The following is a 22,331-nucleotide window of genomic DNA, read 5'->3' on the forward strand; positions in this document are numbered from 1 at the left end:
GATCCCTAGACGAAGATGAAGAAGACGGCTACACCGATGAATGCAAGGAGCTCCGTGAACGCTATGCCGAGGAACATGGTGACCTGGAGACGGCCTGCGAGTTCGGGCTGGCGAGCCATGGCTTCAACGGTCTTTCCGGCGACGATACCGATGCCGATACCCGGGCCGATCGCGGCAAGACCGTAGCCTACGGTGGCGATATTGCCGGTGATCTCGGCAAGAATGGTGGATTCCACTATGTGTGTCCTTTCAATCGAAAACGACGTCGGTCGACGCAGTTGTGTGTGTCAGTGCTCTTCAGCCACGGCCTGTTGGACGTACACCGCGGTCAAGAGGGTGAAAATGTACGCCTGGAGGATGAACACGGCGAACTCGACGAAAGTGAAGATGAACCCGAACGCCAGCGTCCCGATTCCGAAGAGCCCCAACCAGCCACCTGCAGTGAAGATGAAGAAGCTCGTCGCCCCAAAGCACAGCACGAGCAGGAGGTGTCCGACCATCATGTTGAGCAGGAGTCGCAAAGCGAGCGAGATCGGCCGCACGATAAAGATATTGATGAACTCGATCGGGGCGAGCAAGATGTAGATCGGCCACGGCACACCGGCCGGGAAGAGCGAATTCTTGAAGAACTTGGCGGCGCCGAGCTGCTTGATACCCGCGTAGATGAACACGACGTAGGCGACGAGACCGAGCAGCAGGGGCATGCCGATGAGTGCCGTGCCCGAGATGTTCAGGGCCGGGATTACGCCCGTGACGTTCATCGCAAGGATGCCGAAGAACATGCCGGCCAACAGGGGCAGGTAACGGCGACCCATCTCCTTGCCGAGGATCTGATCGGCGATCTGCACCTGGACAAAACCCAGTACAAGCTCGGCGATGCTCTGACCGCGGCCAGGGACTCGGGATGGTTTGCGCAGGGCGAGCCAGAAAAGCAGGAGCATCACGGCTACGGCGAGGATGCGGACCAGGATGATCCGGTTGATCTCGAAGGGCGTTCCCTCAAAGAACAACGCGGGGAGACCAAGGAACTCACTGATGCCCGGAGCCTGAAACTCATCGCCGGTAGCCATGGGAACCAGTAAGTTCGCAGCGTAATACAACAGCGCTATCTCCTGTTTCTGTGCGGATGCACAACGGCGACAATGGTCAAGTGTGGTCTGTGGCGCAGTGGATCACACTGCGGCCGGTGACAGTTTTTTGACTCTATCAACTTTCGCTCACGGCGACTAATCGACCGCCCCTGTTCCGGTCAGGACCTGGGGTGGTCGGATTTTTTTGGGAGCACGGCGTCACTCACGTAGCCCAGATGGGAGCGGAAGACCACCAGGACGTCGACGATCATGGTGCCGATGGCTCCGGCAATGACGGTGATGAACAGAACTGTCGTCTGCACGAAGGAAGCATCCCGAAGCAGAGCGAGTATCACGATGAACACGACGATTTTCAGCAGCCATGCCCCCATCACGATGCCGAAAAAAGCGGCAATGTCGAACCGCATGGCCCCGATGATGCTCACGGCAGTGATCGAAGCGAACAGCACGGCAAGCGCGGTGCCGATGAAGGCGCTGATGAGGCCTTCGGTTGACGCGAAAAGGTAGCCGAGTCCGCCGCCGACGATCGCGATGGCAATCGCGAGGAAGCCTGTGTATCGAAGGACTGCGGTCAGGACTCCCCTGGCGTTCGATGGCACCGCTCGGAGCGTGGTGGGCAAGCTGGTGGGATCGGGTGCGTTCATACGTTTTCCTCCACCGTCGCCGACGCCTCATCGAGGCGGTCGAGTCGGGCGATTTCTTCTCTGTGTTCGGCCGTTCGGGCGAGTTGGCTGGCGGACTCGACGGCCTTGCGCCGACTCAACGGAGCCAGCGTGACGAGGGTGCAGATCAGCAGCGCGACGATCAGGAAAATTGTGGCATACCAGGTGGGCAGCCCGAAATACACCGGGAGCAGAAAGTAGAGCAGGCAACCGACGGATGCCGCCGCGGTCCAGCCGTAGAAGATCAAAACGGCATGCAGGTGCGAATGGCCCATGTCCAGTAGCCGGTGGTGCAGGTGCTTGCGGTCGGCGCTGAAGGGTGATTTGCCGGCCCGGACGCGCCGGAACACCGCCAGACCGAAGTCGAGAAGCGGAATGATCAGGATGGCGACGGGCAGGATGATCGGGATGAACGCCGGGAAGAGCTGCGACCGGTTCACGGCGGTCGGGTCGACCTGGCCCGTGATCGCGATCGCGGACGTGGCCATCAGCAGACCCACCAGGAGGGCGCCCGCATCACCCATGAACAGTTTCGCCGGCCGCCAGTTGAGCGGCAGGAAGCCGACGCAGGCACCCACCAGGACGGCAGCGATCAGTGAGGCGAGGTTGAAGTAGTTGCTCGGGGAGGTGTCCCGGGCCAGCAGGTAGCTGTAGAGGAAGAACACTCCGTTCGCGATGAGCGCGACGCCGGCCACGAGTCCGTCGAGCCCGTCGATGAAGTTGATCATGTTCATCACGATCACGATCACGATCACGGTGATCAGGATCGACATCCAGGACGACCCGACGGTCAGGCCGCCGATCGGCAGCGACAACACCTGCACGCCCTGCCAGGCGATGAGGCCGGCAGCGATGAACTGCCCGGCCAGTTTGGTCATCCAGTCGAGGTCCCAGAGATCGTCGGCCACTCCCAGCAGCACGATCAGCAGGGCTGCACCCAGGATGGCGAGGATCTGCTGGGGGTCACTGAAGATGAGTCGCAGCGGCGCGAAGCGGGCCGCAACCAGGTAGGCCACACCGAAGGCGGCGACGATGCCGACGAAGATCGCGATTCCGCCGAGGCGGGGCGTGGGCCGCGTGTGCACATCGCGCTCGCGGATCTTCGGGTAGAGGCGGTAGCGGTGACTGAGCTTGAGTACAAGAACTGAGAACCCGAAGGTCACCAGGGCCGAGACCAGGCTGAGCAGGACGAAGACGGTCATGGCTATCGAGCGTCTGCCGTGGGATCGACCGGTTCGGCCCTCACTTCGGTGACGGGCTCGGTGGCCGACTCGGTGGTGGTTTCGGCAGCGGGCTTGTCCGCAGGCGCGCCGAACCCGATCGGCGCGAGCGCCTCTCCGATGACGCCTTCGATGGCCTCCCGTGAGATCACGCCGTTCCGCACGATGACGACCTTGCCACCGTTGGAGTCGAAGCCGGAGGCATCCACGATGGTCGACGAGGTATCCCCGGGCCGGTCGCCGATGGGTTCGTAGCCGAGTCCGGCCGTTCCGCCGTCGAGGTAGACGGCCACGCTGCCGCCGAGCATCTCTTCGGCGCCTTCCGCGTCGATCGCGGAGGGCCGGCCGCTGGTGTTGGCGGATGACACGGCCAAGGGTCCCGTCTCGGAGAGGAGGTCGAGGGCAACCGGGTTGCTCGGCATCCGCAGGGCCACCGTGCCGCGGGTGTCACCGAGGTCCCAGGCGAGCGACGGCTGGGCGTTCAGCACCACCGTCAGACCACCGGGCCAGAACACGGCGACGAGCTCGCGCACCGGTTGCGGAATGTTCTGGGCCAGGGCGTCGAGGGTGGGAATTCCGGGGATCAGCACGGGCGGCGGCGAGGAACGGTCGCGGCCCTTGGCGTCGAGAAGGCGCTGCACCGCCTCCGGGTCGAAGGCGTCTGCGGCGACGCCGTAGACCGTGTCGGTGGGGATGACAACGAGCGCGCCGCGACCGATGGCCGAGCGCGCGAGCCTCATGCCGGCTGCGTATTCCGTGTCAACCGAGCAGTCATAGATGCGAGTCATTGTGCCTGATTCTACTGCAGCCGCCCAGAGGGAACCGCCCTCACCGATCGGCGGGAACGGGGGCGAGGGCCGTGGTGGCGCGGTCGCGGGTGGTGTAGTCGCGGTGAGTGGCCGGGACGCGCCAGCCGTCGGCGGCCAGGAGGGCACGGATCTGCGCCCCCTGCAACTCACCGTGCTCGATCACGATCTGGCCGCCAGGACGCAGGAGGCGCAGGGCCGTGCGGGAGACGTGCCGCACCACGTCGAGCCCGTCGGGGCCGCCGAACAGGGCGCGGGCCGGGTCGAAGAGGCGTACCTCGGGGTCGCGCGGGATCGCATCCGTCGGAATGTAGGGCGGGTTGGAGATGACCACGGCCACGGTTCCGTCGAGTTCGGTGAGCTCTTCGGTGAGGTCGCCGAACACCAGCGTGGCATTCGGCGCGGCTACCTGCTCGAAGTTGCGGGAGGTATAGGGGAAGGCCTCCGGCGAGTTCTCGACCGCCCAGATGCGCGCGTTCGGCACCTCGACCGCCAGGGAAAGGGCTATCGCGCCGCTACCGGTGCCGAGGTCCACCCCGATCGGCTCCGCGTCGGGCAGTGCCCGGAGCGCGTCGATGGCGAACTGCGCCACCTGCTCCGTCTCGGGGCGGGGAACGAACACGCCCGGTCCGACGAACAGGTCGAGGGAGCGGAAGGGTGCCCGCCCGGTGATGTGCTGCAGCGGCTCGCGCAGGCAGCGGCGACGAACGAGTTCACGGATGGCAGCGGCATCCGTGGCGCCCAGGGCGGTGCGCAGGATGGCGGCGGCCTGCACCTGGCCGCGGCTCTGGGCGAGAACGTGACCGATCAGGAGATCGGCGTCGACGTCGGGGTCGCTGATCCCCGCCTGGGAAAGGGAGTCGATGGCCCGGGTGCGCAATTCGGCAATGTCGGTGGGAACAATGTCGGTAGGAATTGAGCTGATGGGAATGGAATGGTGGCCGTGCGAAGTTGTCACGTATTGAAATGTAACGCACGCACACGCCCAATGCCGGAGCCGTAGGCTGGGCGAGGTTCCTGACCCCGATCGAAAGGCGACCACCGATGCCCGCACAGATTTACTCCGATATCACTGCTGCAGTCGGCAAGACCCCTCTGGTCAAGCTAAACCGACTCACCGCCGGCCTCGACGCGACCGTGCTGGTGAAACTGGAGTTCTACAACCCCTCGGGCAGTGTGAAGGACCGGATCGGGATCGCGATCGTCGATGCGGCCGAGGCCTCGGGCGAGCTGGCTCCGGGTGGAACCATTGTCGAGGGTACCAGCGGCAACACCGGGATCGCTCTCGCCATGGTGGGCGCCGCCCGCGGATACACGGTCATCCTGGCGATGCCGGAGACCATGAGCCGCGAACGCCGCCAGCTGCTGCGCGCCTACGGCGCCCGGATCGTGCTGACGCCGGGCTCCGACGGCATGCGCGGCGCGGTCACGACGGCCGAGGAAATCGCGGCCGCCACCCCCGGGGCGATTTTGGCCCGCCAGTTCGACAACCCGGCCAACCCGGCCATCCACTATGCGACCACCGGCGTCGAGATCTGGGACGATACCGCGGGAGCCGTCGACATCCTCGTCGCCGGAATCGGCACCGGAGGGACCATCACGGGCACCGGCCAGCTGCTCAAGGAACGCAAGCCATCCGTACGCATCGTCGGCGTCGAGCCGATCGACTCCCCCATCCTCACCGGCGGCAAGCCCGGACCGCACAAGATCCAGGGTCTCGGCGCCAACTTCATACCGAACGTTCTCGACACGCACGTCTACGACGAGGTCACCGACGTCACGCTCGCCGACTCCGTGTCCACGGCGCGCGCGCTGGCAACGGATGAGGGCATCCTCTCCGGCATTTCCGGCGGATCGGCTGTCTGGGTGGCAATCGAACAGGCCAAGCGCCCCGAGAACGCCGGCAAGACCATCGTGGCCATCATGCCGAGTTTCGGCGAACGGTACCTCTCCACGGTGCTCTACGAGGACCTGCTGGACTAGTCGGCGAAACCGGGCCGGCGACGCAGCGAATGGGTGTCTTTTCGAGCATCCGTGAGGACCTGGCGATGGCGCGCGCCCACGACCCGGCCGCCCGCAGCAACATCGAGGTGTTCCTGGCGTACAGCGGTCTGCACGCCGTGTGGTCGTATCGAGTGTCCCACCGGCTGTGGAAGGCCGGATTGCGGCTCCCGGCCCGGCTCCTGTCGCAGTTCACCCGGTTCCTGACCGGGATCGAGATCCACCCCAGCGCCCGCATCGGCCGAAGGCTGTTCATCGACCACGGCATGGGCGTGGTGATCGGGGAGACCTCGGACATCGGCGATGACGTGATGCTCTACCACGGGGTCACCCTCGGCGGGAAGACCCGGCACGGGGTGGCCCGGGGGGAGAAGCGGCACCCCACCCTGCACGACGGGGTGACGATCGGCGCCGGCGCCAAGGTGCTCGGGCCCATCGTCATCGGCGCCTGGAGTACGATCGGCGCCAACGCGGTGGTGACCCGGGATGCCCCACCCAAGTCGCTGCTGCTGGGGATCCCGGCCATCGTGCAGCCGGCCAAGACCGATACCATCGAATCCGCCCGCGGGCTGCTGCCCGGCGACGACTGAGGGACAGAGACCAATGACCACCGATACCGCCGCCCTCACCCTCCCCGTACTCGACCTCTCGCGGCTTGACCGGGGCGATGCGGAGGCGGAGGCTTTTCGAGCCGATCTGCGGGAGGCCACCCACTCCTTCGGGTTCTTCTACCTGACCGGTCACGGCGTGCCCGCGGACCTCACGGATCGGGTCATGCGCACCGCCCGAGCCTTCTTCGCCCTCCCCGAAGCCGACAAGATGGCGATCGAGAATCTGCGGAGCCCGCACTTCCGCGGCTACACCCGCGTGGGCGGCGAGCTCACCCAGGGTACGGTTGACTGGCGCGAGCAGATTGACATCGGGCCGGAGCGCCCGGCACTTCCGCGGCCCACGGATGCCGCCTTCCGGCGTCTCGAGGGACCGAACCAGTGGCCGTCCACTCTCCCCGCGCTACGAGAAGTGATGACCCTCTGGCGCGAAGAGCTCACCGCGGTCGCCCTCCGCCTGATGCAGGCCTGGGCGCTGTCGCTCGGTGCCGACGAGCACGTGTTCGACGCGGCCTTCGCCGAGAAGCCGTTCACCCTGATCAAGATCGTGCGCTACCCCGGCAAATCCGATCCCACTCCCCGGCAGGGCGTCGGCGCGCACAAGGACTCCGGGGTGCTGACCCTCCTGTTCGTCGAACCCGGCAAGGGTGGCCTGCAGGTGGAGAAGGATGGCGACTGGATCGACGCTCCCCCGCTCGACGGCGCCTTCGTGGTCAACATCGGCGAGCTGCTGGAGGTGGCCACGAACGGCTACCTCAAGGCCACCGTGCACCGGGTGATCTCGCCTCTGATCGGAGACGACCGGGTCTCGATTCCGTTCTTCTTCGGCCCCGCGCTCGACGCGACCATCCCGCTGCTCAGCCTGCCGGACTCCCTCGAGGCGCCCGGGGTCACAGCCGACCCGAACAACCCGATCTTCTCCACCTACGGGGAGAACGCCCTGAAGAGCCGACTGCGCGCGCACCCGGACGTGGCGGCTATCCACTACTCCGACCTCGCCGAGTAGCCACCGCAGCCGCCGTTGCCGGCGCAGCGATCGTCGCTGCCCTGGCGGGCGCTACGGCTGGAGGCGCTCCAGCGCCCAGCCTCCGCCCTCCAGCGCCGTGAAACGCAGGCGGTCGTGCAGCCGGGACGTGCGGCCCTGCCAGAACTCGATCGCGTGCGGAATGACCCGGAACCCGCCCCAGTCGGTGGGCCGCGGGATCTCCATGTCGTCGGGGTAACGCCGCTCGACCGCGCGCACCTGCTCTTCGAGCAGTTCGCGGCTCACGATCGGTTCCGATTGCTCACTGGCCAGGGCGGCGATGCGGGCGGGCCGCGGACGACGCGCGAAATAGGCGTCGCTGACGGCGGCATCCGTGGCGTGGGCAGTGCCGTAGACGATCACCTGGCGCTGCATCGGATACCACGGGAATAGCAGCGTCACACCGGAATTCTTCCGGAGCGCGCGCCCCTTGCGCGAGTCGTAGTTGGTGACGAACTCGAACCCGCTGCTGTCGAGCCCCTTGAGCAGAACCGTGCGGCTGCTCGGCCGCCCGTCGGGGTCGATGGTGCCGACGACCATGGCGTTCGGCTCATACAGCCCGGCTCCCTCAGCGGCCGCCAGCCAGGTCGCGAACTCGAGCATCGGGTCAGAGTTCACCTGCGCCTCGGTCAGGCTCACAACGCCGTAGTCGGTGTGACTCGTCAGGGATTCCATCAGCATCCTCGCCTCGTTGTCGAACGGTGGATGCGAAAAGCCCAGCCTCCGTTCTCTCCAGACTACGAGAGACCGACGGCTGGGCAACCGCTGCGTGCGGGGTTGATCAGTCGTGATCACCGATCTCGGCCAGCCGGGTGGCTTCGTCGGCCGTGATGCAGGAGTCGATCACGGCGTCGAGGGCGCCGTTCATGACCGTATCCAGGTTGTAGGCCTTGTAGCCGGTGCGGTGGTCCGCAATCCGGTTCTCCGGGAAGTTGTACGTGCGGATGCGCTCGGACCGGTCCATGGTGCGGATCTGGCCCTTGCGCACGAGGGAGGCGGCGGCGTCGATTTCTTCCTGCTGCCGGGCAAGAACGCGGGCACGCAGAACGCGCATGCCGGCTTCCTTGTTCTGCAGCTGGCTCTTCTCGTTCTGCATGGCCACGATGATGCCGGTCGGAAGGTGTGTGATGCGCACGGCGGAGTCGGTCGTGTTCACGGACTGGCCGCCGGGGCCGCTCGACCGGTACACGTCGATCTTGAGGTCGTTCGCACTGATCTCGACCTCTTCGGGCTCGTCGACCTCAGGGAAGACGAGCACGCCGGCGGCGGAGGTGTGGATGCGTCCCTGCGACTCGGTGGCCGGCACTCGCTGAACGCGGTGCACGCCCCCCTCGTACTTGAGGTGCGCCCAGACGCCCTCGGCAGGGTCGCTCACGTTGCCCTTGATGGCGAGCTGGATGTCTTTGATGCCGCCGAGGTCGCTCGTGGTCTGCTCGATGATCTCGGTTTTCCAGCGCTTCGACTCCGCATAGTGCAGGTACATGCGGAGCAGGTCGGCGGCGAATAGTGCGGATTCCGCACCGCCCTCCCCCATCTTGATCTCCATGATCACGTCGCGGGCGTCGAGCGGGTCGCGCGGAATCAGCAGGCGCCGCAGCTTTTCGGCCGCGTTTTCCAGCTGCTCCACCAGACCGGGGATCTCCGCGGCGAAGTCGGCGTCCTCGTCCGCGAGTTCCCGCGCGGCATCGAGGTTCTCGCCGATCTCTTTCCACTCGTGCCAGGCCGCGATGATGCGGCTGAGCTCGGCATAACGACGGTTGACCTTCTTCGATCGGGCCGGGTTCGCGTGCAGCTCGGGATCCGCCAGCTGAGACTGGAGCTCATCGTGCTCAGCCAGCAGAGTCAGGACAGACTCGAACATCAGTGGTCCTTGTCTGACCCACCGAGGGTCGGCATCGACTTCTGAACCTGCATCAGGAACTCGACGTTGGACGTGGTCTCCTTGAGACGACCGAGGATGACCTCCAGTGCCTGCTGCTGTTCTAGCCCGGCGAGGGCGCGTCGCAGTTTCCAAGTGATCTTGACTTCGTCCGCGCTCATCAGCATTTCTTCACGCCGGGTGCCGGATGCGTTGACATCCACCGCGGGGAAGATGCGCTTGTCGGCCAGGTGGCGCGACAGGCGGAGCTCCATGTTGCCCGTGCCCTTGAACTCCTCGAAGATAACCTCGTCCATCTTGGATCCGGTCTCCACCAGGGCGGAGGCGAGGATGGTGAGCGAGCCACCGTTCTCAATGTTGCGCGCCGCGCCGAAGAAACGCTTCGGCGGGTACAGCGCGGACGCGTCGACGCCGCCGGAGAGGATCCGGCCCGACGGCGGGGCCGTCAGATTGTAGGCGCGGCCCAGGCGGGTGATCGAGTCGAGCAGCACGACGACGTCGTGGCCCAGTTCGACGAGACGCTTGGCGCGCTCGATGGCGAGCTCGGCGACCGTGGTGTGGTCTTCGGCGGGACGGTCGAAGGTGGAGGCAATGACCTCACCCTTCACCGTGCGCTGCATGTCGGTGACCTCTTCGGGACGCTCATCGACCAGGACGACCATGAGGTGGACCTCGGGGTTGTTCGTGGCGATGGCGTTAGCAATCTGCTGCATGACGATGGTCTTGCCGGCCTTAGGCGGTGCGACAATCAGGCCGCGCTGTCCTTTACCGATCGGGGCGACCAGGTCGATGATCCGCTGCGTCAGCTTGCCCGGCTCGGTTTCGAGGCGCAGCCGCTCCGTCGGGTACAGCGGGGTGAGCTTCTGGAACTCGACGCGGTTCGCGGCCTCTTCGACGGTCAGGCCATTTATGGAGTCGACCTTGACGATCGCGTTGTACTTCTGGCGTCCGCTCTGATCGCCTTCGTGCGGCTGGCGGATGGAGCCGACGACGGCGTCGCCCTTGCGCAGGTTGTACTTCTTGACCTGGCCGAGCGAGACGTAGACGTCGCTCGCACCCGGCAGGTAGCCGGAGGTGCGCACGAACGCGTAGTTGTCGAGGATGTCGAGGATGCCGGCGACGGGGATCAGCACGTCGTCGTCGTTCAGCTCCGGCTCGAAGTCGTCGCCGGTGGTGACGCCGCGACGCTTGCGGTCACGGAAACGGTTGCGGTTGCTACGGCCGTTCAGGTCGTCTTCGAGTCCGGCGCGGTCGGGACCGGCGTTGCGCTCCTGACCCTGACGCTCTTGGCCCTGGTTGCGGTCCTGGCGGTCCTGACCCTGACGCTCCTGGCGGTCCTGGCGGTCCTGGGCGCGATCCTGGCTCTGCTGGGCCTGGCGGTCCTGACCCTGGTTGCGGTCCTGACCCTGGTTGCGGTCCTGATTCTGATTGTCCTGGCTCTGGCCCTGGCCGCGGTTGCCGGTCTGGCGTTGCTGACGGGCGGTCTCCTCACCGCGCTCGGCGCTACGCTCGGCGCCCTGCGTGCGGTCGCCCCCGCGGCTGCGGTTGCGGTTGCGGCCCTGTCGGGGCTGTTCCGTCTGCTCGGACAGTTCGCTCTGATCGGCGTGGTCGCCGCGCTCGGTCGATTCGGCCTGATCGGTGACGACGGTCTCGACCGGGGCGTGCTGCTCGGTTCCGGTCTCGGTGCCGGTATCGGTGCCGGACCGGGTTCCGGTCTCCGTGGCGAATTCGTCGGCGTTGTTGCGCGCGTCGATGCTGTTGCGGGCATCGATGCTGTTGCGGGCGCCGCCGCTGCGGCCACCGCGTGAGCTACCGCGACGCGACCGGCCGGAACCGGTGGTCTCGGGTGCCGCCTCGGTGATCTCGGGGGTCTCCTCGGCCACGACTGCGGTCTCGGCGACCGCCTCGACCGGGGCAGCAGCCTCGGTGGTTGTTTCAGTCTCAATGGTGGGGGCCTCGGTGTCCACGATGGGGGCGGCGGCGGCTTCGGCCGCTGCCTTCACGGTGACCGACGTGGCACGTTTGCGAGCCTGGCGGGCCGGCTTCGTGGCCGGGACTACGGTCTCGGTCACGGGTGACTCCGGCAAGGCGCCGGCATAGGTGGTGGGGGCAGTGGTATGGCGGAGGGCCGCGGCGTCATCCGGAACGATCATGCCGATGCCCAGGTCGCCGTCAGCGTTGACGTGCGCCACGGCGGGAGCCGCGGTCGCGGTGGAGGCGCGGCGGGACGCGCGCTTGCGCGGCGCGGCACCGGTGACGTTGGCAGCAACGTCGGTGGTCGAGGCCGCGTCGGTCGCGGCGTCGGCCGCGGGAATCGCCTCTTCGACGGGAACGGCGGCCGTGGTGTCGGCGGCCGTGGCCTCGGCGGCCGTGGTCTCGGCGGAGACACCCGAGGATGCGCTCTTGGCCTGCTCGGCGGTGATTGCTCCTACGAGCTCTCCCTTGCGGAGCTTTGATGCACCCGGGATTCCCAACTCGAGCGCCAGAGCCAGAAGCTCGGCGACGCGAAGGGTGGTGAGGTGCGAGGAATCCGCACCGGGGGTGAGGAGGTTGACGTCAGTCACGAAAATTGTCCTTTCCCCTGGCGTCATGCGAGCGGGCCAGGGAAGCTGTTGCGGCGTCTCACGCGCTGCGGGTGGTCCAATCCCAAAGTGATGTGGATTGAAGTGAACACACACAGCTACGCATAGATGATGCGATAGCAGTGAGTTACAGGGAATGCACCGGAGAAGAGAGCCGGGCGTTACGCGGTTCCATCGGGTGCACTTTTACTGTAGCAGAACGTAAGAACGCCGAGGACCGACCGGATACGGCGTGTCCTTGGCTTTCAGATACTCCTTGACCTGAGTGAGTCCTCACAGCCGTCAGCGATGAGTCACCGCTGCCGGGTCCAACCGGCTCGGTGCTCCGGCCTGCGTCCCGAACGAATTCGACGGAGATTTTGCCCAAATCGCACCTGATTCACCCGAAAGAGCGGTTTCACACGAGAATCTCCGTCGAATTGGTTCACCACCGGATCGGGCGCTGCGCCTGCGAGGAACACTGCCCGGGCGGTGCAGTCGACTGACCGACCGGGAGCGACACAACCGATCGATTCGGACTCGCTTCTCTAACGCTCGGTGCGGGTGACGGTTGCACCCAGCACGTCGACGGCCAGCATCAGCGCCTGCCAGGGCGTTTCGGACTCGGCGGCGATGAGCTCAGCCGCGACGAGTCGCTGCCCTGGGTCACTGGCCAGCACCAGGATCGATGGGCCGGCGCCGGAGACGACGGCGGCGAAGCCGTGCTCCCGGAGCAGGGTGATCAGCCGGTTGGTCTCCGGCATGGCGGCGGCACGGTAGCTCTGGTGCAGTTTGTCCTCGGTGGCCGCGAGGAGCAGTTCGGGGCTCTGGATCAGGGCCGCGATCAGCAGGGCCGAGCGCGACAGGTTGAAGACGGCGTCTTCGTGCGGCACGCTCTCGGGCTGCAGGCTGCGGGCGAGCGCCGTGGACATGGCGTGCTCCGGAACGAACACGAGCGGCTTGACGCCGCGGTGCACCATCAGCTTCTTGTGACGCGGTCCGTCGGGTGTCATCCACGCGATCGTGAGACCACCGAACAGGGCGGGCGCCACGTTGTCGGGGTGCCCCTCCATCTCAGTCGCGAGGGCCAGGAGCGCCTCCGCGTCGATGTCGACGATGCCCTCGAGCAGGCCCTTCGCGGCCATGATCCCGGCGACGATGGCGGCGCCGGACGAGCCCATGCCGCGGCCGTGCGGGATCTCGTTGTGGGCAACGAGGTTCAGTCCGGGCAGTTCCTGGCCGTAGGCGGCGAAGGCGTGGATGAGGGCGCGCACGACGAGGTTGGTCTCATCGGTGGGCACCACGCCTTCTCCGACGCCGTGCACCTCGACCGTGACGCCCGGCTCATCGCGAACGGAGACCTGGAGGTGGTCGTGGTGTGCCAGGGCCAGACCCAGGGTGTCGAAGCCGGGGCCGAGGTTGGCCGTGGTCGCCGGCACCTGCACGGTGACGGAACGGCCCGAGAGCACCGACTTGCCGGAGAGGGCCTCGGCGATGGTCATTTCTGGACCAGCCCGAGGACGCTGGCGATTTCGGCGGTGTCGACAGGCACGATGGTCGGCTTGACGTCGGAGCCGTCCGCGGTGCGGAGCGCCCACTGCGGGTCCTTCAGACCGTGGCCGGTGACCGTGAGTACCACGGTGGAGCCGGCCGGGATGAGCCCGGCTTCGGCGCGTTCGAGCAGGCCGGCGACGCTGATCGCGGAGGCCGGCTCGACGAAGATGCCGACCTCGGCCGACAGGATGCGGTAGGCCTCGAGGATCTTTTCGTCGCTGATCGCGCCGAAGTAGCCGTCGGTCAGGGTACGCGCGGCGAGGGCGAGGTCCCAGGATGCCGGGTTGCCGATGCGGATGGCGCTGGCGATGGTCTCCGGGTGGTCGACGCGGTGGCCGAGCACGATCGGGGCGCTGCCAGCAGCCTGGAACCCGAACATGCGCGGCAGCTTCGTAGTGGCGCCGCGCTCGAGCTCTTCGGTGTACCCGCGCGTGTAGGCGGTGTAGTTGCCAGCATTGCCGACGGGGACGATGTGGATGTCCGGCGCGTCTTCCAGCACCTCGACGACCTCGAAGGCGGCCGTCTTCTGGCCTTCGATCCGGTCGGGGTTGACCGAATTGACCAGGTGCACGGGGTAATTCGCGGAGAGGTCGCGGGCGATGTCGAGGCAGTCGTCGAAATTGCCCTGCACCTGCAGCAGCTGCGCGTTGTGTGCGATGGCCTGGCTGAGCTTGCCCATGGCGATCTTGCCCTCGGGCACCAGCACGACGGCCTGGATTCCGGCGTGGGTCGCGTAGGCGGCGGCCGATGCGGAGGTGTTGCCGGTGGACGCGCAGATGACGGCCTTGGCACCGTCTTCGACGGCCTTGGAGATGGCCATGGTCATGCCGCGGTCCTTGAAGGAACCGGTCGGGTTCATGCCCTCGTACTTGATCCAGACCTTCGCGCCCGTGCGAACGGAGAGCGCCGGAGCCGGAATCAGCGGGGTGCCCCCCTCGCCGAGAGTGATAATGGGCGTCGCATCCGTGATGTTGAGGCGGTCCGCGTACTCGCGCAGCACGCCGCGCCACTGCCGGGAAGCCGTCTTCACGACTGGTTTCGGCAGAGTCTCTCGTTCGCTGGACATCAGGCTCCTTCAACTCTCAAAACGGATGCGACATTCGTGACAAATCTGTTCGCGGCGAGGTCTGTCACGGTGGCCGCCAGGGCGGCCTCCGTAGCCTCGTGCGTTCCGATAACTAGGGTAGCCGTGGCGGAGACGGCGGAGCGACTCGCGGTGCCCGGCTGGGCCGGCGTCATCGACTGCTCGACCAGGGCTAGGGACACGCCGTGGTCGCTGAACACGCTGGCGAGCGTGGCGAGAACGCCGGGTTCGTCGGTAACTTCCAGGGTGACGGCGTAGCGCGTGACGATCTGGCCGATGTCGAAGACCGGCAGGTCGGCGTGCTGGGACGCGGGAACGCCGGGGCCACCGGCGATGTGGCGGCGGGCCAGTGACACCAGGTCGCCGAGCACGGCGGACGCCGTCTCCACTCCCCCGGCGCCGGCGCCGTAGAACATCAAGCTGCCGGCCGACTCCGCTTCGACAAAAACCGCGTTGTTGGCGCCGTGCACGGAGGCGAGCGGGTGGCTGCGGTGAACCATGGCCGGGTAGACCCGGGCGGAGACGCCCTGCTGGCCGCTTTCGGCGTCGACGAGGCGTTCGCAGATGGCGAGCAGCTTCACGACGTAGCCGGCCTTGCGGGCTGAGTCGATCTGCGCGGGCGTGATGGCGGTGATGCCCTCGCGGTAGACGGATGCGAGCGGCACGGTCGTGTGGAAGGCGAGGCTGGCCAGAATGGCCGCCTTCTGCGCCGCGTCGTACCCGCCGATGTCGGCGGTCGGGTCGGCCTCGGCGTAGCCGAGGTCGGTGGCCAGGGCGAGAGCCTCCTCGAGGGTGTCCCCCTCAGTGTCCATCCGGTCGAGGATGAAGTTGGTGGTGCCGTTCACGATGCCGAGGATGCGGTTGACCTGGTCGCCGCCGAGACTCTCGCCAAGCGGCCGAACGATCGGGATCGCACCGGCCACGGCCGCCTCGTACTTCAGCTGTGCGCCGACCTGGTCGGCGGCGGCGAAGAGTTCGGGCCCGTGGGTGGCCAACAACGCCTTGTTGGCGGTGACGACATCCGCCCCCGAGTTGATCGCCATCAGAATGTATGAGCGTGCGGGCTCGATGCCGCCCATCAACTCGATGACGACGTCGGCGCCGAGGATCAGGGTCTCGGCGTCGGTGGTGAACAGCTCGCGGGGCAGGTCGACGGTGCGCTCGGCGTCGACGTCGCGCACCAGGATGCCGACGAGCTCGAGGCTGGCACCCACCCGGTTGGCGAGTTCTTCACTGTTTTCGAGCAGCAGCCGGGCGACCTGAGCGCCGACGGAGCCGCCTCCCAGCAGTGCGACGCGCAGATTGCGGTATTCGATCATCGGGCGGGTTCCTTCGGTAGATCGGTCGAGCCGGTGGTCGGGCCGGTCGAGGCCGAGACCCCGGTGTCGCGGGCGAGCAGGTCGGCGATGGTCTCGCCGCGCACCAGCATCCGCGGGATGCCGCCGGCCACCGCGACCACGGCCGGCCGGCCGAGGAAGTTGTAGTTGTTCGACAGCGACCAGCAGTAGGCGCCGGTGGCCGCGACGGCCACCAGGTCGCCCGGGGCCACGTCGCCGGGGAGATAGTCAGCGTCGACGACGATGTCGCCGCTCTCGCAGTGCTTGCCGGCGAGGCGCACCAGCACCGGGTCGGCCGCCGACACGCGGCCGGCGAGCCGCACGGTGTAGTCGGCGCCGTAGAGGGCGGGGCGGGCGTTGTCGCTCATGCCTCCGTCGACACTGACATAGAGGCGCGGGTTGCCGGCCACGTCGACGGACTTGGTGGTTCCGACCTCGTATAGGGTGATTCCGGCCGGGCCGATGATGCAACGTCCCGGCTCGAAGGCGACCACGGGCACCGGGATGCCGAGGGCGCTGCACTGCGCGGCGACGATGTCGGCCAGGCTGGCCGCGAGCTCGCCGATCGGGGTGGGGGTGTCGGCCAGGGTGTAGGCGATGCCGAAGCCGCCGCCGAGGTTCAGCTCGGGGACGGGGCCGCCTGCGAGCAGGGCCGCGTGCACGGCGAGGAGGCGCGACGCGGATTCGGCGAAGCCGTCGGCGCCGAAGATCTGCGAGCCGATGTGGCAGTGCAGGCCGCGGAAGCACAGGCTCGACTCGGCCCGGATGAGGCCCACCAGCGCCGCGGCGTCATCGAGCGTCACGCCGAACTTCTGGTCTTCGTGCGCCGTGGCGAGGAATGCGTGGGTGTGCGCGTGCACGCCGCTGTTCACGCGCAGCCGAACGGCCTGCACGATGCCGTGCCGGGCGGCGGCCGCGGCGACGCGCCCGATTTCGACCAGGCTGTCGATCACGATGGTGCCGACGCCGACGCGGCAGGCCTCGTCGATCTCGGCCAGGGATTTGTTGTTGCCGTGATAGCCGAGCCGGTTCGGCGGGCTGCCGGCCGCCAGCGCCACGGCGAGTTCGCCGCCGCTGCAGACGTCGATGTTGAGACCTTCGGCCAGCATCCAACGGGCGATCTCGGTGGACAGGAACGCTTTGCCGGCGTAGTAGATGTGCACGCTCGTACCGATGCGAGCGAACTCGGCCTCGAAGGCGGCGCGGAGCGAGGCCGCGCGGGCGCGGGCATCCGTTTCGTCGACCAGATAAAGAGGAGTGCCGAATTCGGCGGCCAGGGCGGAGGCGGTGCAGCCGCCGATGAGGAGTTCCCCCTGCGGGGTGCGGTCGATGGTGGCCGGCCAGAGGCCATCGGCGAGCGCATTGGCGTCGTCGGACAGGCAAAGCCAGTCGGGGGCGAGCGGGTTGGTGGCCACGGGTGAAAACCTCACGGGAAATGTCGAGTGGGTGTCTCACTGAGTGGCGAGCGAACCCGGATTGGTCCCTGAAGCCAGTGAAAGGATGCCGTCGGCTGCGACCGGGGACCTGTTCCGAGTGTAGCGAACGCCGCCGGTGCACGCCGAATCGCGTTACGTCCCGCTGCGCGGCGGGCTGCGCGGGCTGGGCAGCGGGGCGGGCTGCGATCAGACCAGCGCGGCAGTTTCGGCCACGTCGACGATCCACGCCTCCGGGTCGATCATGACCGACGAGCCGCTGCTGCACCAGATGCGCCGCATCTTGAGAAGCATCTTCTCCGCTTCCCGGATGGTGCCCAGTTCCAGGTCGACCATGACGAAGTTCGGATCAGTCACCGAGCGGAAAATCGTATAGCGGATCACCCCGGATCCGCGGCGGTCGGCCGGGTCCAGATCGAAGGCACGTTTCCAGCGGCCATAGTCGGGCACGGGGTGTTGAATGCGCAACAACGTCATGGTGCCTCCTCGAAAAGGCGAATGCGCGACCGGCGGATACCTCGAGTGTACGACCCCGCGGGCGTCGTGTCAGGCCCCGGTTTGATTACGGTCCGAACGATGTGCGAGCGTGTCGGCGTGCTGCCAGGGCATGAAGTGCGGGGTCAACCGGCGGTGCAGCTGCCGAGGGTGGTCAACGACTGTCGGCTCAGCGTCAACGAGCTCGACTGCAGCGTGAGTCGCGCTCGATCCGCGGTCACGTTCACTCCGGCGAGGGTGACCCCCTCGGGGAGGTACTGGGCCACGCAGATGCGGAGCGGTTCCTCACCCAGAACACGAGACAGCAGGTTGCCGGCGTTGATGCTGCCGCCGCCTGGGGTGACGCTGGCACCGCTCGGCGTGAGCAGCAGTGCGTCGGCGTCCACGCTCGGCGTCGCCGAGGCGCGGTAGCCGATCGGGAAGCCGAGCACCTCCAGGCTGCCGCTGTAGCTGATCTCGTCCTTCCCGAGTTCGACGCCGGCGTCGGGGACATTGCTCGGCAGAGCCTGGCTCAGCAGGGTGTTGAGGGCATCGGGTTCGAGGTCGATGATGCCGCGCACGTCGCCGACGGGCTGGGATTGGTCGAGCGGGACATCCGTCGCCACGACGTGCACGGATGCCGGCACGCCGTCCACGGTCAGGGTGCCTGATTCCAGGGCCACCCGGTCGAAGCTGCCGCCGAGGTACTGTGCGATGACCGACAGGCCTCCGATGGAGACGGCCACGTCCCCCGTCACGGTGTCGGGCAGGTTCGAGGCGATCTCCTGCTCGATCTGGCCCTCGGCGTAGCTGCGCAGGCCCCCGTCGACGAAGAAGAAAGCAGCGACGAGCCCGACCACGACCAGACCCGCGACGATGAACGCCCCGAGCCCGCGACGACGGGATTTCCTGGCGGACGCGTCCATGCCTACATGCGTTCCGGTGCGGAGACGCCGAGCAGGCCGAGGCCGTTGCGGATGACCTGGCCGGTGGCGTCGTTGAGCCAGAGCCGGGTGCGGTGCAGGTCGGTGATCGGTTCGTCGCCAAGCGGGATCACCCGGCAGCTGTCGTACCAGCGGTGGTAGTAGCCGGCAACCTCTTCGATGTAGCGGGCGATACGGTGGGGCTCGCGCAGTTCGGCGGCCTGCGCGACGACGCGCGGGTATTCCTGCAACACGCCGAGCAGGGCCGATTCGCTGTCGTGGGTGAGTAGCTCCGGGGCGAATGCGGTGCGTTCCACCCCCGCGGTGGCCGCGTTGCGGGCGACCGAGCAGGTACGGGCATGCGCATACTGCACGTAGAAGACCGGGTTCTCGTTGGTGCGCTTGCCGAGCAGGTCGAGGTCGATGTCGAGCTGAGTGTCGCTGCTGGAGCGCACTAGGGAGTAGCGGCCGGCGTCCACGCCGACGGCGTCGACGAGGTCGTCGAGGGTGACGATCGTTCCGGCGCGCTTGCTCATCCGCACCGGTTCGCCGTTGCGCAGCAGGTTGACCATCTGGCCGATCAGGATCTGCAGGTTCACACCGGGCACGTCGCCGAAGGCCTCGACCATGGCCATCATGCGGCCGACATAGCCATGGTGGTCGGCGCCGAGCATGATCAGGTTCTGGTCGAAACCGCGCTCACGCTTGTCGAGGTAGTAGCCGAGGTCACCGGAGATGTAGGCCGGTTCGCCGTTGGAACGGATGATGACGCGGTCGCGGTCATCGCCGAACGTGGTCGTGCGCAGCCAGATGGCCCCGTCTTCTTCGAAGATGTGGCCCTGTTCGCGCAGCCGTTCGATGGCCCGGTTGACGGCGCCGGACTCGTGCAGGGAATCTTCGTGGAAGTACACGTCGAAATCCACGCCGAAGCCGTGCAGCTTCTCCTTGATCTCGGTGAACATCAAATCGACGCCGACGCTGCGGAACACTTCCTGCTGCTCGTCGCGGGCCAGCACCGCGATGTCGCCTTCGTGGCTGGCCACGACCTGGTCGGCGATGTCTCCGATGTAGGCGCCGCCGTAACCGTCTTCGGGGGTGGGCTCGCCGAGGTAGCCGGCGAGCACGCTGCGGGCGAAGCGGTCGATCTGCGAGCCGTGGTCGTTGAAGTAGTACTCGCGGGTGACGTCGGCGCCCTCCGCCTGCAGCACCCGGGCCAGGCTGTCACCCACGGCCGCCCAGCGCACGCCGCCCATGTGGATGGGGCCGGTGGGGTTGGCGGACACGAATTCGAGGTTGATCTTGAGGCCGTCGTAGAGGTGCCCGGTGCCGTAAGCGGGGCCCGCATCGACGATGGTCTTGGCGAGTGCGCCGGCGGCGGCGGCCTCGAGACGGATGTTGATGAAGCCGGGTCCGGCGACGTCCACCGAGGCCACGTCGGGAAGCTGTTCCAGGCCGGCAGCCAGTTCGGCGGCCACCTCGCGCGGGTTGGAGCCGAGTGGCTTGGCGATCTTCATCGCGATGCTGGAGGCCCAATCACCGTGGTCGCGGTTTCTCGGACGCTCGAGGGTGACATCCGCCCCGGTCAGGTTGACGTCGGTCACGTCGATTCCGGCCTCGCGTCGACGCTCGCTCAACTGGAGGATGAGGTCGAGCAGGGATTGGGAAAGCTCAGCGGGAGTCACGACTAGCAAGCTTACCGGCCCGGTCACAGACAACCCTCTTGGTAAGGTCAAGCGTGACTCACTCCCTCTCGCCCAGACTCCCGCGCGGACGGCTCCTGCGCACCACCCTTCTCCTTGCCACCGGCACGGTCGCCGTCGTGGCGCTGGCTGCCTGCGGTTCGGGTTCCACCCCGGAAAGCAGCCCGTCGGCAGCGTCGCCATCAGCTACTCCCGGGTCGACGTCGGACGCGACGCAGACACCGGGGCCCACCGCGACACCGACGCCCACGGCAGCAGGCACCCCGGTCACATTTACCTGCGACCAGGTGCTCACCCTCGACGACGTCTACGCCTTCAACCCGAGCTACGGCACTGCCCCCGGTTTCGAGCCGACCATCGCCGCGGGTCAGACGGCGGCAGAGTACCAGGGGCTGAATTGCGGACTGCTCAATCAATCCAGCGACGGAACGATCGAGGTCTCGGTGACCCAGCCCAACGACGTGCTGCTGTCGCAGCTGAAGAACGATGCCATCAGCTCCAGCCAGATCGTTCCCACGTATGGCACGCCGCCCGCCGTCGAGGGCTATTTCTCGGCTGCCGGCGGCATTGGTGTGGCTCAGGTCTTCACCTCCACCTACTGGATCACGGTGGGCTCGAGCGAGTTCGTCGAGCCGGGCGACGCCGAGTCACTCGTTTCCGCGGCGATCGCAAACCTGCAGTAACACGCCCGGGGGGACCGCGCGGCGGAACCCACCTGAACCTGCCCGAACCTGCCGAATTCGGCCTTTCCGGTCGAGTTCGGGTGGTGTGCCGGGCGGGCTCGACCGCATCCGTCGAACTCGATGCGGAACATCGCCTGCCCGGATGCTGATAACCTAGTGTTTTCCCTGGCCCCCATAGCTCAGGGGATAGAGCACTGCCCTCCGGAGGCAGGGGCGGCAGTTCGAATCTGCCTGGGGGCACAACTGTCAGAGTCCGTGCGAACACTCGGGTCGCGGGCTAATCGGCGACACGATCTCAAGGTTTTGTCACGCCGTTTGCCCACACTGGCCCACAGCTCCTCGCCGCCGACTCTGATGCCTTGCCGCTCGGCTACGCCCGGATGCGTGACCCGGTAGGTGTGCGGCATGAAGCCCTCGCCGACGAGGCTCGGCGTCGCTATGCCGTGGTCGCACCGGTCACCCGCGCCACCGACAGGTCAGCGATGACCATTGAGCCACACCGGGACGGGACCGCCGCCATCCGATGGGTACGCCGATCAGCTGAGGAGCGCGACGGGATCACGTGGACGTCGGCGCCCGCGGCGGTCGGTCGGGTCTGGGAGCACGTCGTCGGAGCCCCACCGCAACGACTCGAGACCGCGGTACTTACAGACGATGGCCGGGGAAGGGCTGCCACCAAGACCTTCCCCCCGTTCGAATCCGGAAGCAGCGAGGTTGCTGCGCCCCGGCCCCTCCGGAATCGCGTGCAACGCGGAGAATACCGCTACCGCCTCTGGAGCTCCGGGCCCGGTGGTGGACCGATTCGACGGAGATTCTGGTCTGAAACCACATTTTTGGGTTTCCTGGGGCAGTTTCGGGCAGAATCTCCGTCGAATTCGTTCGGGAGAGAGTTGCTGCTCAGCCAGTGACGAGAAGACACGGGAGTCCCGGAACGCTCGCTCGGGAACCACGGACCGCTCCCTGAGAAGTCGCGGAACCCACGCTCATCCCGCGTCGCGGTCGATCGCCTGTGCCGGTTTGGGAGCAACTGCCCCGCCCCTTGACCCGCCCCTGCCCGCGACGCGGGTCGAGCCCGTCGAGACCCGGTTAGGAACCCACTCGAGGTTCCCGCGACGCGGATCGAGCCCGTCGAGACCAAGCGCTACAGCGCTGCCCTCTTGCTCGGCAACGCCACCAGCGTCTGCTTGGGGTCTACCTCGATCGGTGGCCTAAGCCAGTACTGCGTTCCGGTGCGGCTGATCGTCCAGTGCTGGTTGTGCAGCAGCAGATGGTGGGGATGGCAGAGGAGTAC

The 22,331-nt window shown here is 67.0% G+C and carries 20 protein-coding genes and 1 tRNA gene; 5 read left to right on the forward strand and 16 right to left on the reverse strand.

Translation table 11 applies throughout. The features are described 5' to 3' along the window. Positions 1–5 precede the first annotated feature (5 nt). The 6 genes from atpE to prmC all read right to left on the reverse strand — a co-directional run bounded on the left by atpE (position 6) and on the right by prmC (position 4,683). Positions 6–236 carry an ATP synthase F0 subunit C gene (atpE, locus tag E3O28_RS07015; protein WP_174720104.1) on the reverse strand — a complete coding sequence of 77 codons (231 nt, stop codon included), beginning with the start codon at positions 234–236 and terminating at the stop codon, positions 6–8. A gap of 51 nt (positions 237–287) precedes the next feature. Next, positions 288–1,070: a F0F1 ATP synthase subunit A gene (gene atpB, locus E3O28_RS07020; protein ID WP_104099701.1), complete on the reverse strand. Its 783-nt coding sequence runs from the start codon at positions 1,068–1,070 to the stop codon at positions 288–290. 179 nt (positions 1,071–1,249) lie between these two features. Further along, on the reverse strand, positions 1,250–1,735 hold the full coding sequence (locus tag E3O28_RS07025) for a hypothetical protein (protein ID WP_134343229.1): 486 nt from the start codon (positions 1,733–1,735) through the stop codon (positions 1,250–1,252). Next, complete coding sequence (locus E3O28_RS07030) at positions 1,732–2,955, reverse strand: MraY family glycosyltransferase (protein WP_134343230.1); 1,224 nt, start codon at positions 2,953–2,955, stop codon at positions 1,732–1,734. Before E3O28_RS07030 ends, E3O28_RS07025 begins: the two co-directional genes overlap by 4 nt. A 2-nt stretch (positions 2,956–2,957) precedes the next feature. Further along, positions 2,958–3,761, reverse strand: a complete 804-nt coding sequence (locus E3O28_RS07035; RefSeq protein WP_104099698.1) for an L-threonylcarbamoyladenylate synthase — start codon at positions 3,759–3,761, stop codon at positions 2,958–2,960. 40 nt (positions 3,762–3,801) lie between these two features. Beyond that, the gene (gene prmC / locus E3O28_RS07040) at positions 3,802–4,683 is read right to left on the reverse strand and encodes a peptide chain release factor N(5)-glutamine methyltransferase (protein ID WP_233191194.1); all 882 of its coding nucleotides are present in this window, start codon (positions 4,681–4,683) and stop codon (positions 3,802–3,804) included. A gap of 140 nt (positions 4,684–4,823) precedes the next feature. Here prmC and cysK point away from each other — a divergent pair, with 140 nt between their 5' ends. From cysK to E3O28_RS07055, 3 genes are read left to right on the forward strand one after another with little or no spacing between them, the layout of a single operon-like run. After that, on the forward strand, positions 4,824–5,762 hold the full coding sequence (gene cysK / locus E3O28_RS07045) for a cysteine synthase A (RefSeq protein ID WP_104099697.1): 939 nt from the start codon (positions 4,824–4,826) through the stop codon (positions 5,760–5,762). Between the two features lie 29 nt (positions 5,763–5,791). Beyond that, positions 5,792–6,370, forward strand: a complete 579-nt coding sequence (epsC, locus tag E3O28_RS07050) for a serine O-acetyltransferase EpsC (RefSeq protein WP_134415479.1) — start codon at positions 5,792–5,794, stop codon at positions 6,368–6,370. A gap of 13 nt (positions 6,371–6,383) precedes the next feature. Beyond that, positions 6,384–7,394, forward strand: a complete 1,011-nt coding sequence (locus E3O28_RS07055) for a 2-oxoglutarate and iron-dependent oxygenase domain-containing protein (RefSeq protein WP_134373554.1) — start codon at positions 6,384–6,386, stop codon at positions 7,392–7,394. A gap of 51 nt (positions 7,395–7,445) precedes the next feature. On the opposite strand, the gene pdxH is transcribed toward E3O28_RS07055, so the two are convergent. The 10 genes from pdxH to argS all read right to left on the reverse strand — a co-directional run bounded on the left by pdxH (position 7,446) and on the right by argS (position 20,339). Then, positions 7,446–8,087, reverse strand: a complete 642-nt coding sequence (gene pdxH, locus E3O28_RS07060) for a pyridoxamine 5'-phosphate oxidase (protein ID WP_174721885.1) — start codon at positions 8,085–8,087, stop codon at positions 7,446–7,448. A gap of 106 nt (positions 8,088–8,193) precedes the next feature. After that, positions 8,194–9,273 carry a peptide chain release factor 1 gene (gene prfA, locus E3O28_RS07065; protein ID WP_134415480.1) on the reverse strand — a complete coding sequence of 360 codons (1,080 nt, stop codon included), beginning with the start codon at positions 9,271–9,273 and terminating at the stop codon, positions 8,194–8,196. Then, entirely contained in the window at positions 9,273–11,882 is a 2,610-nt protein-coding gene (gene rho, locus E3O28_RS07070; protein ID WP_134415481.1) for a transcription termination factor Rho, read from the reverse strand. Before rho ends, prfA begins: the two co-directional genes overlap by 1 nt. A 518-nt stretch (positions 11,883–12,400) precedes the next feature. Next, positions 12,401–13,354: a homoserine kinase gene (gene thrB / locus E3O28_RS07075; protein WP_134415482.1), complete on the reverse strand. Its 954-nt coding sequence runs from the start codon at positions 13,352–13,354 to the stop codon at positions 12,401–12,403. Beyond that, positions 13,351–14,472 (reverse strand): threonine synthase, encoded by a 1,122-nt coding sequence (gene thrC, locus E3O28_RS07080; protein ID WP_134343235.1) that lies wholly within the window; start codon positions 14,470–14,472, stop codon positions 13,351–13,353. Before thrC ends, thrB begins: the two co-directional genes overlap by 4 nt. Then, positions 14,472–15,809 (reverse strand): homoserine dehydrogenase, encoded by a 1,338-nt coding sequence (locus E3O28_RS07085; RefSeq protein WP_134373558.1) that lies wholly within the window; start codon positions 15,807–15,809, stop codon positions 14,472–14,474. The genes thrC and E3O28_RS07085 overlap by 1 nt, the downstream gene beginning before the upstream one ends. Next, positions 15,806–17,242 (reverse strand): diaminopimelate decarboxylase, encoded by a 1,437-nt coding sequence (gene lysA / locus E3O28_RS07090; RefSeq protein ID WP_134415483.1) that lies wholly within the window; start codon positions 17,240–17,242, stop codon positions 15,806–15,808. The genes E3O28_RS07085 and lysA overlap by 4 nt, the downstream gene beginning before the upstream one ends. Positions 17,243–17,449: 207 nt before the next feature. Continuing rightward, positions 17,450–17,737: a hypothetical protein gene (locus E3O28_RS07095; RefSeq protein WP_134373562.1), complete on the reverse strand. Its 288-nt coding sequence runs from the start codon at positions 17,735–17,737 to the stop codon at positions 17,450–17,452. 143 nt (positions 17,738–17,880) lie between these two features. Then, positions 17,881–18,660: a DUF2993 domain-containing protein gene (locus tag E3O28_RS07100; protein WP_134415484.1), complete on the reverse strand. Its 780-nt coding sequence runs from the start codon at positions 18,658–18,660 to the stop codon at positions 17,881–17,883. A 2-nt stretch (positions 18,661–18,662) separates the two neighbouring features. Then, positions 18,663–20,339 carry an arginine--tRNA ligase gene (gene argS / locus E3O28_RS07105; RefSeq protein ID WP_104099686.1) on the reverse strand — a complete coding sequence of 559 codons (1,677 nt, stop codon included), beginning with the start codon at positions 20,337–20,339 and terminating at the stop codon, positions 18,663–18,665. Positions 20,340–20,392: 53 nt separating this feature from the next. Here argS and E3O28_RS07110 point away from each other — a divergent pair, with 53 nt between their 5' ends. Beyond that, complete coding sequence (locus E3O28_RS07110) at positions 20,393–21,040, forward strand: iron ABC transporter ATP-binding protein (RefSeq protein ID WP_134415485.1); 648 nt, start codon at positions 20,393–20,395, stop codon at positions 21,038–21,040. 168 nt (positions 21,041–21,208) lie between these two features. Then, positions 21,209–21,280 (forward strand) — tRNA-Arg (locus E3O28_RS07115). The last annotated feature ends 1,051 nt before the right edge of the window (positions 21,281–22,331 follow it).

This window comes from Cryobacterium sp. TMT2-14 (genome assembly GCF_004402465.1).
Taxonomy (GTDB): domain Bacteria; phylum Actinomycetota; class Actinomycetes; order Actinomycetales; family Microbacteriaceae; genus Cryobacterium; species Cryobacterium sandaracinum.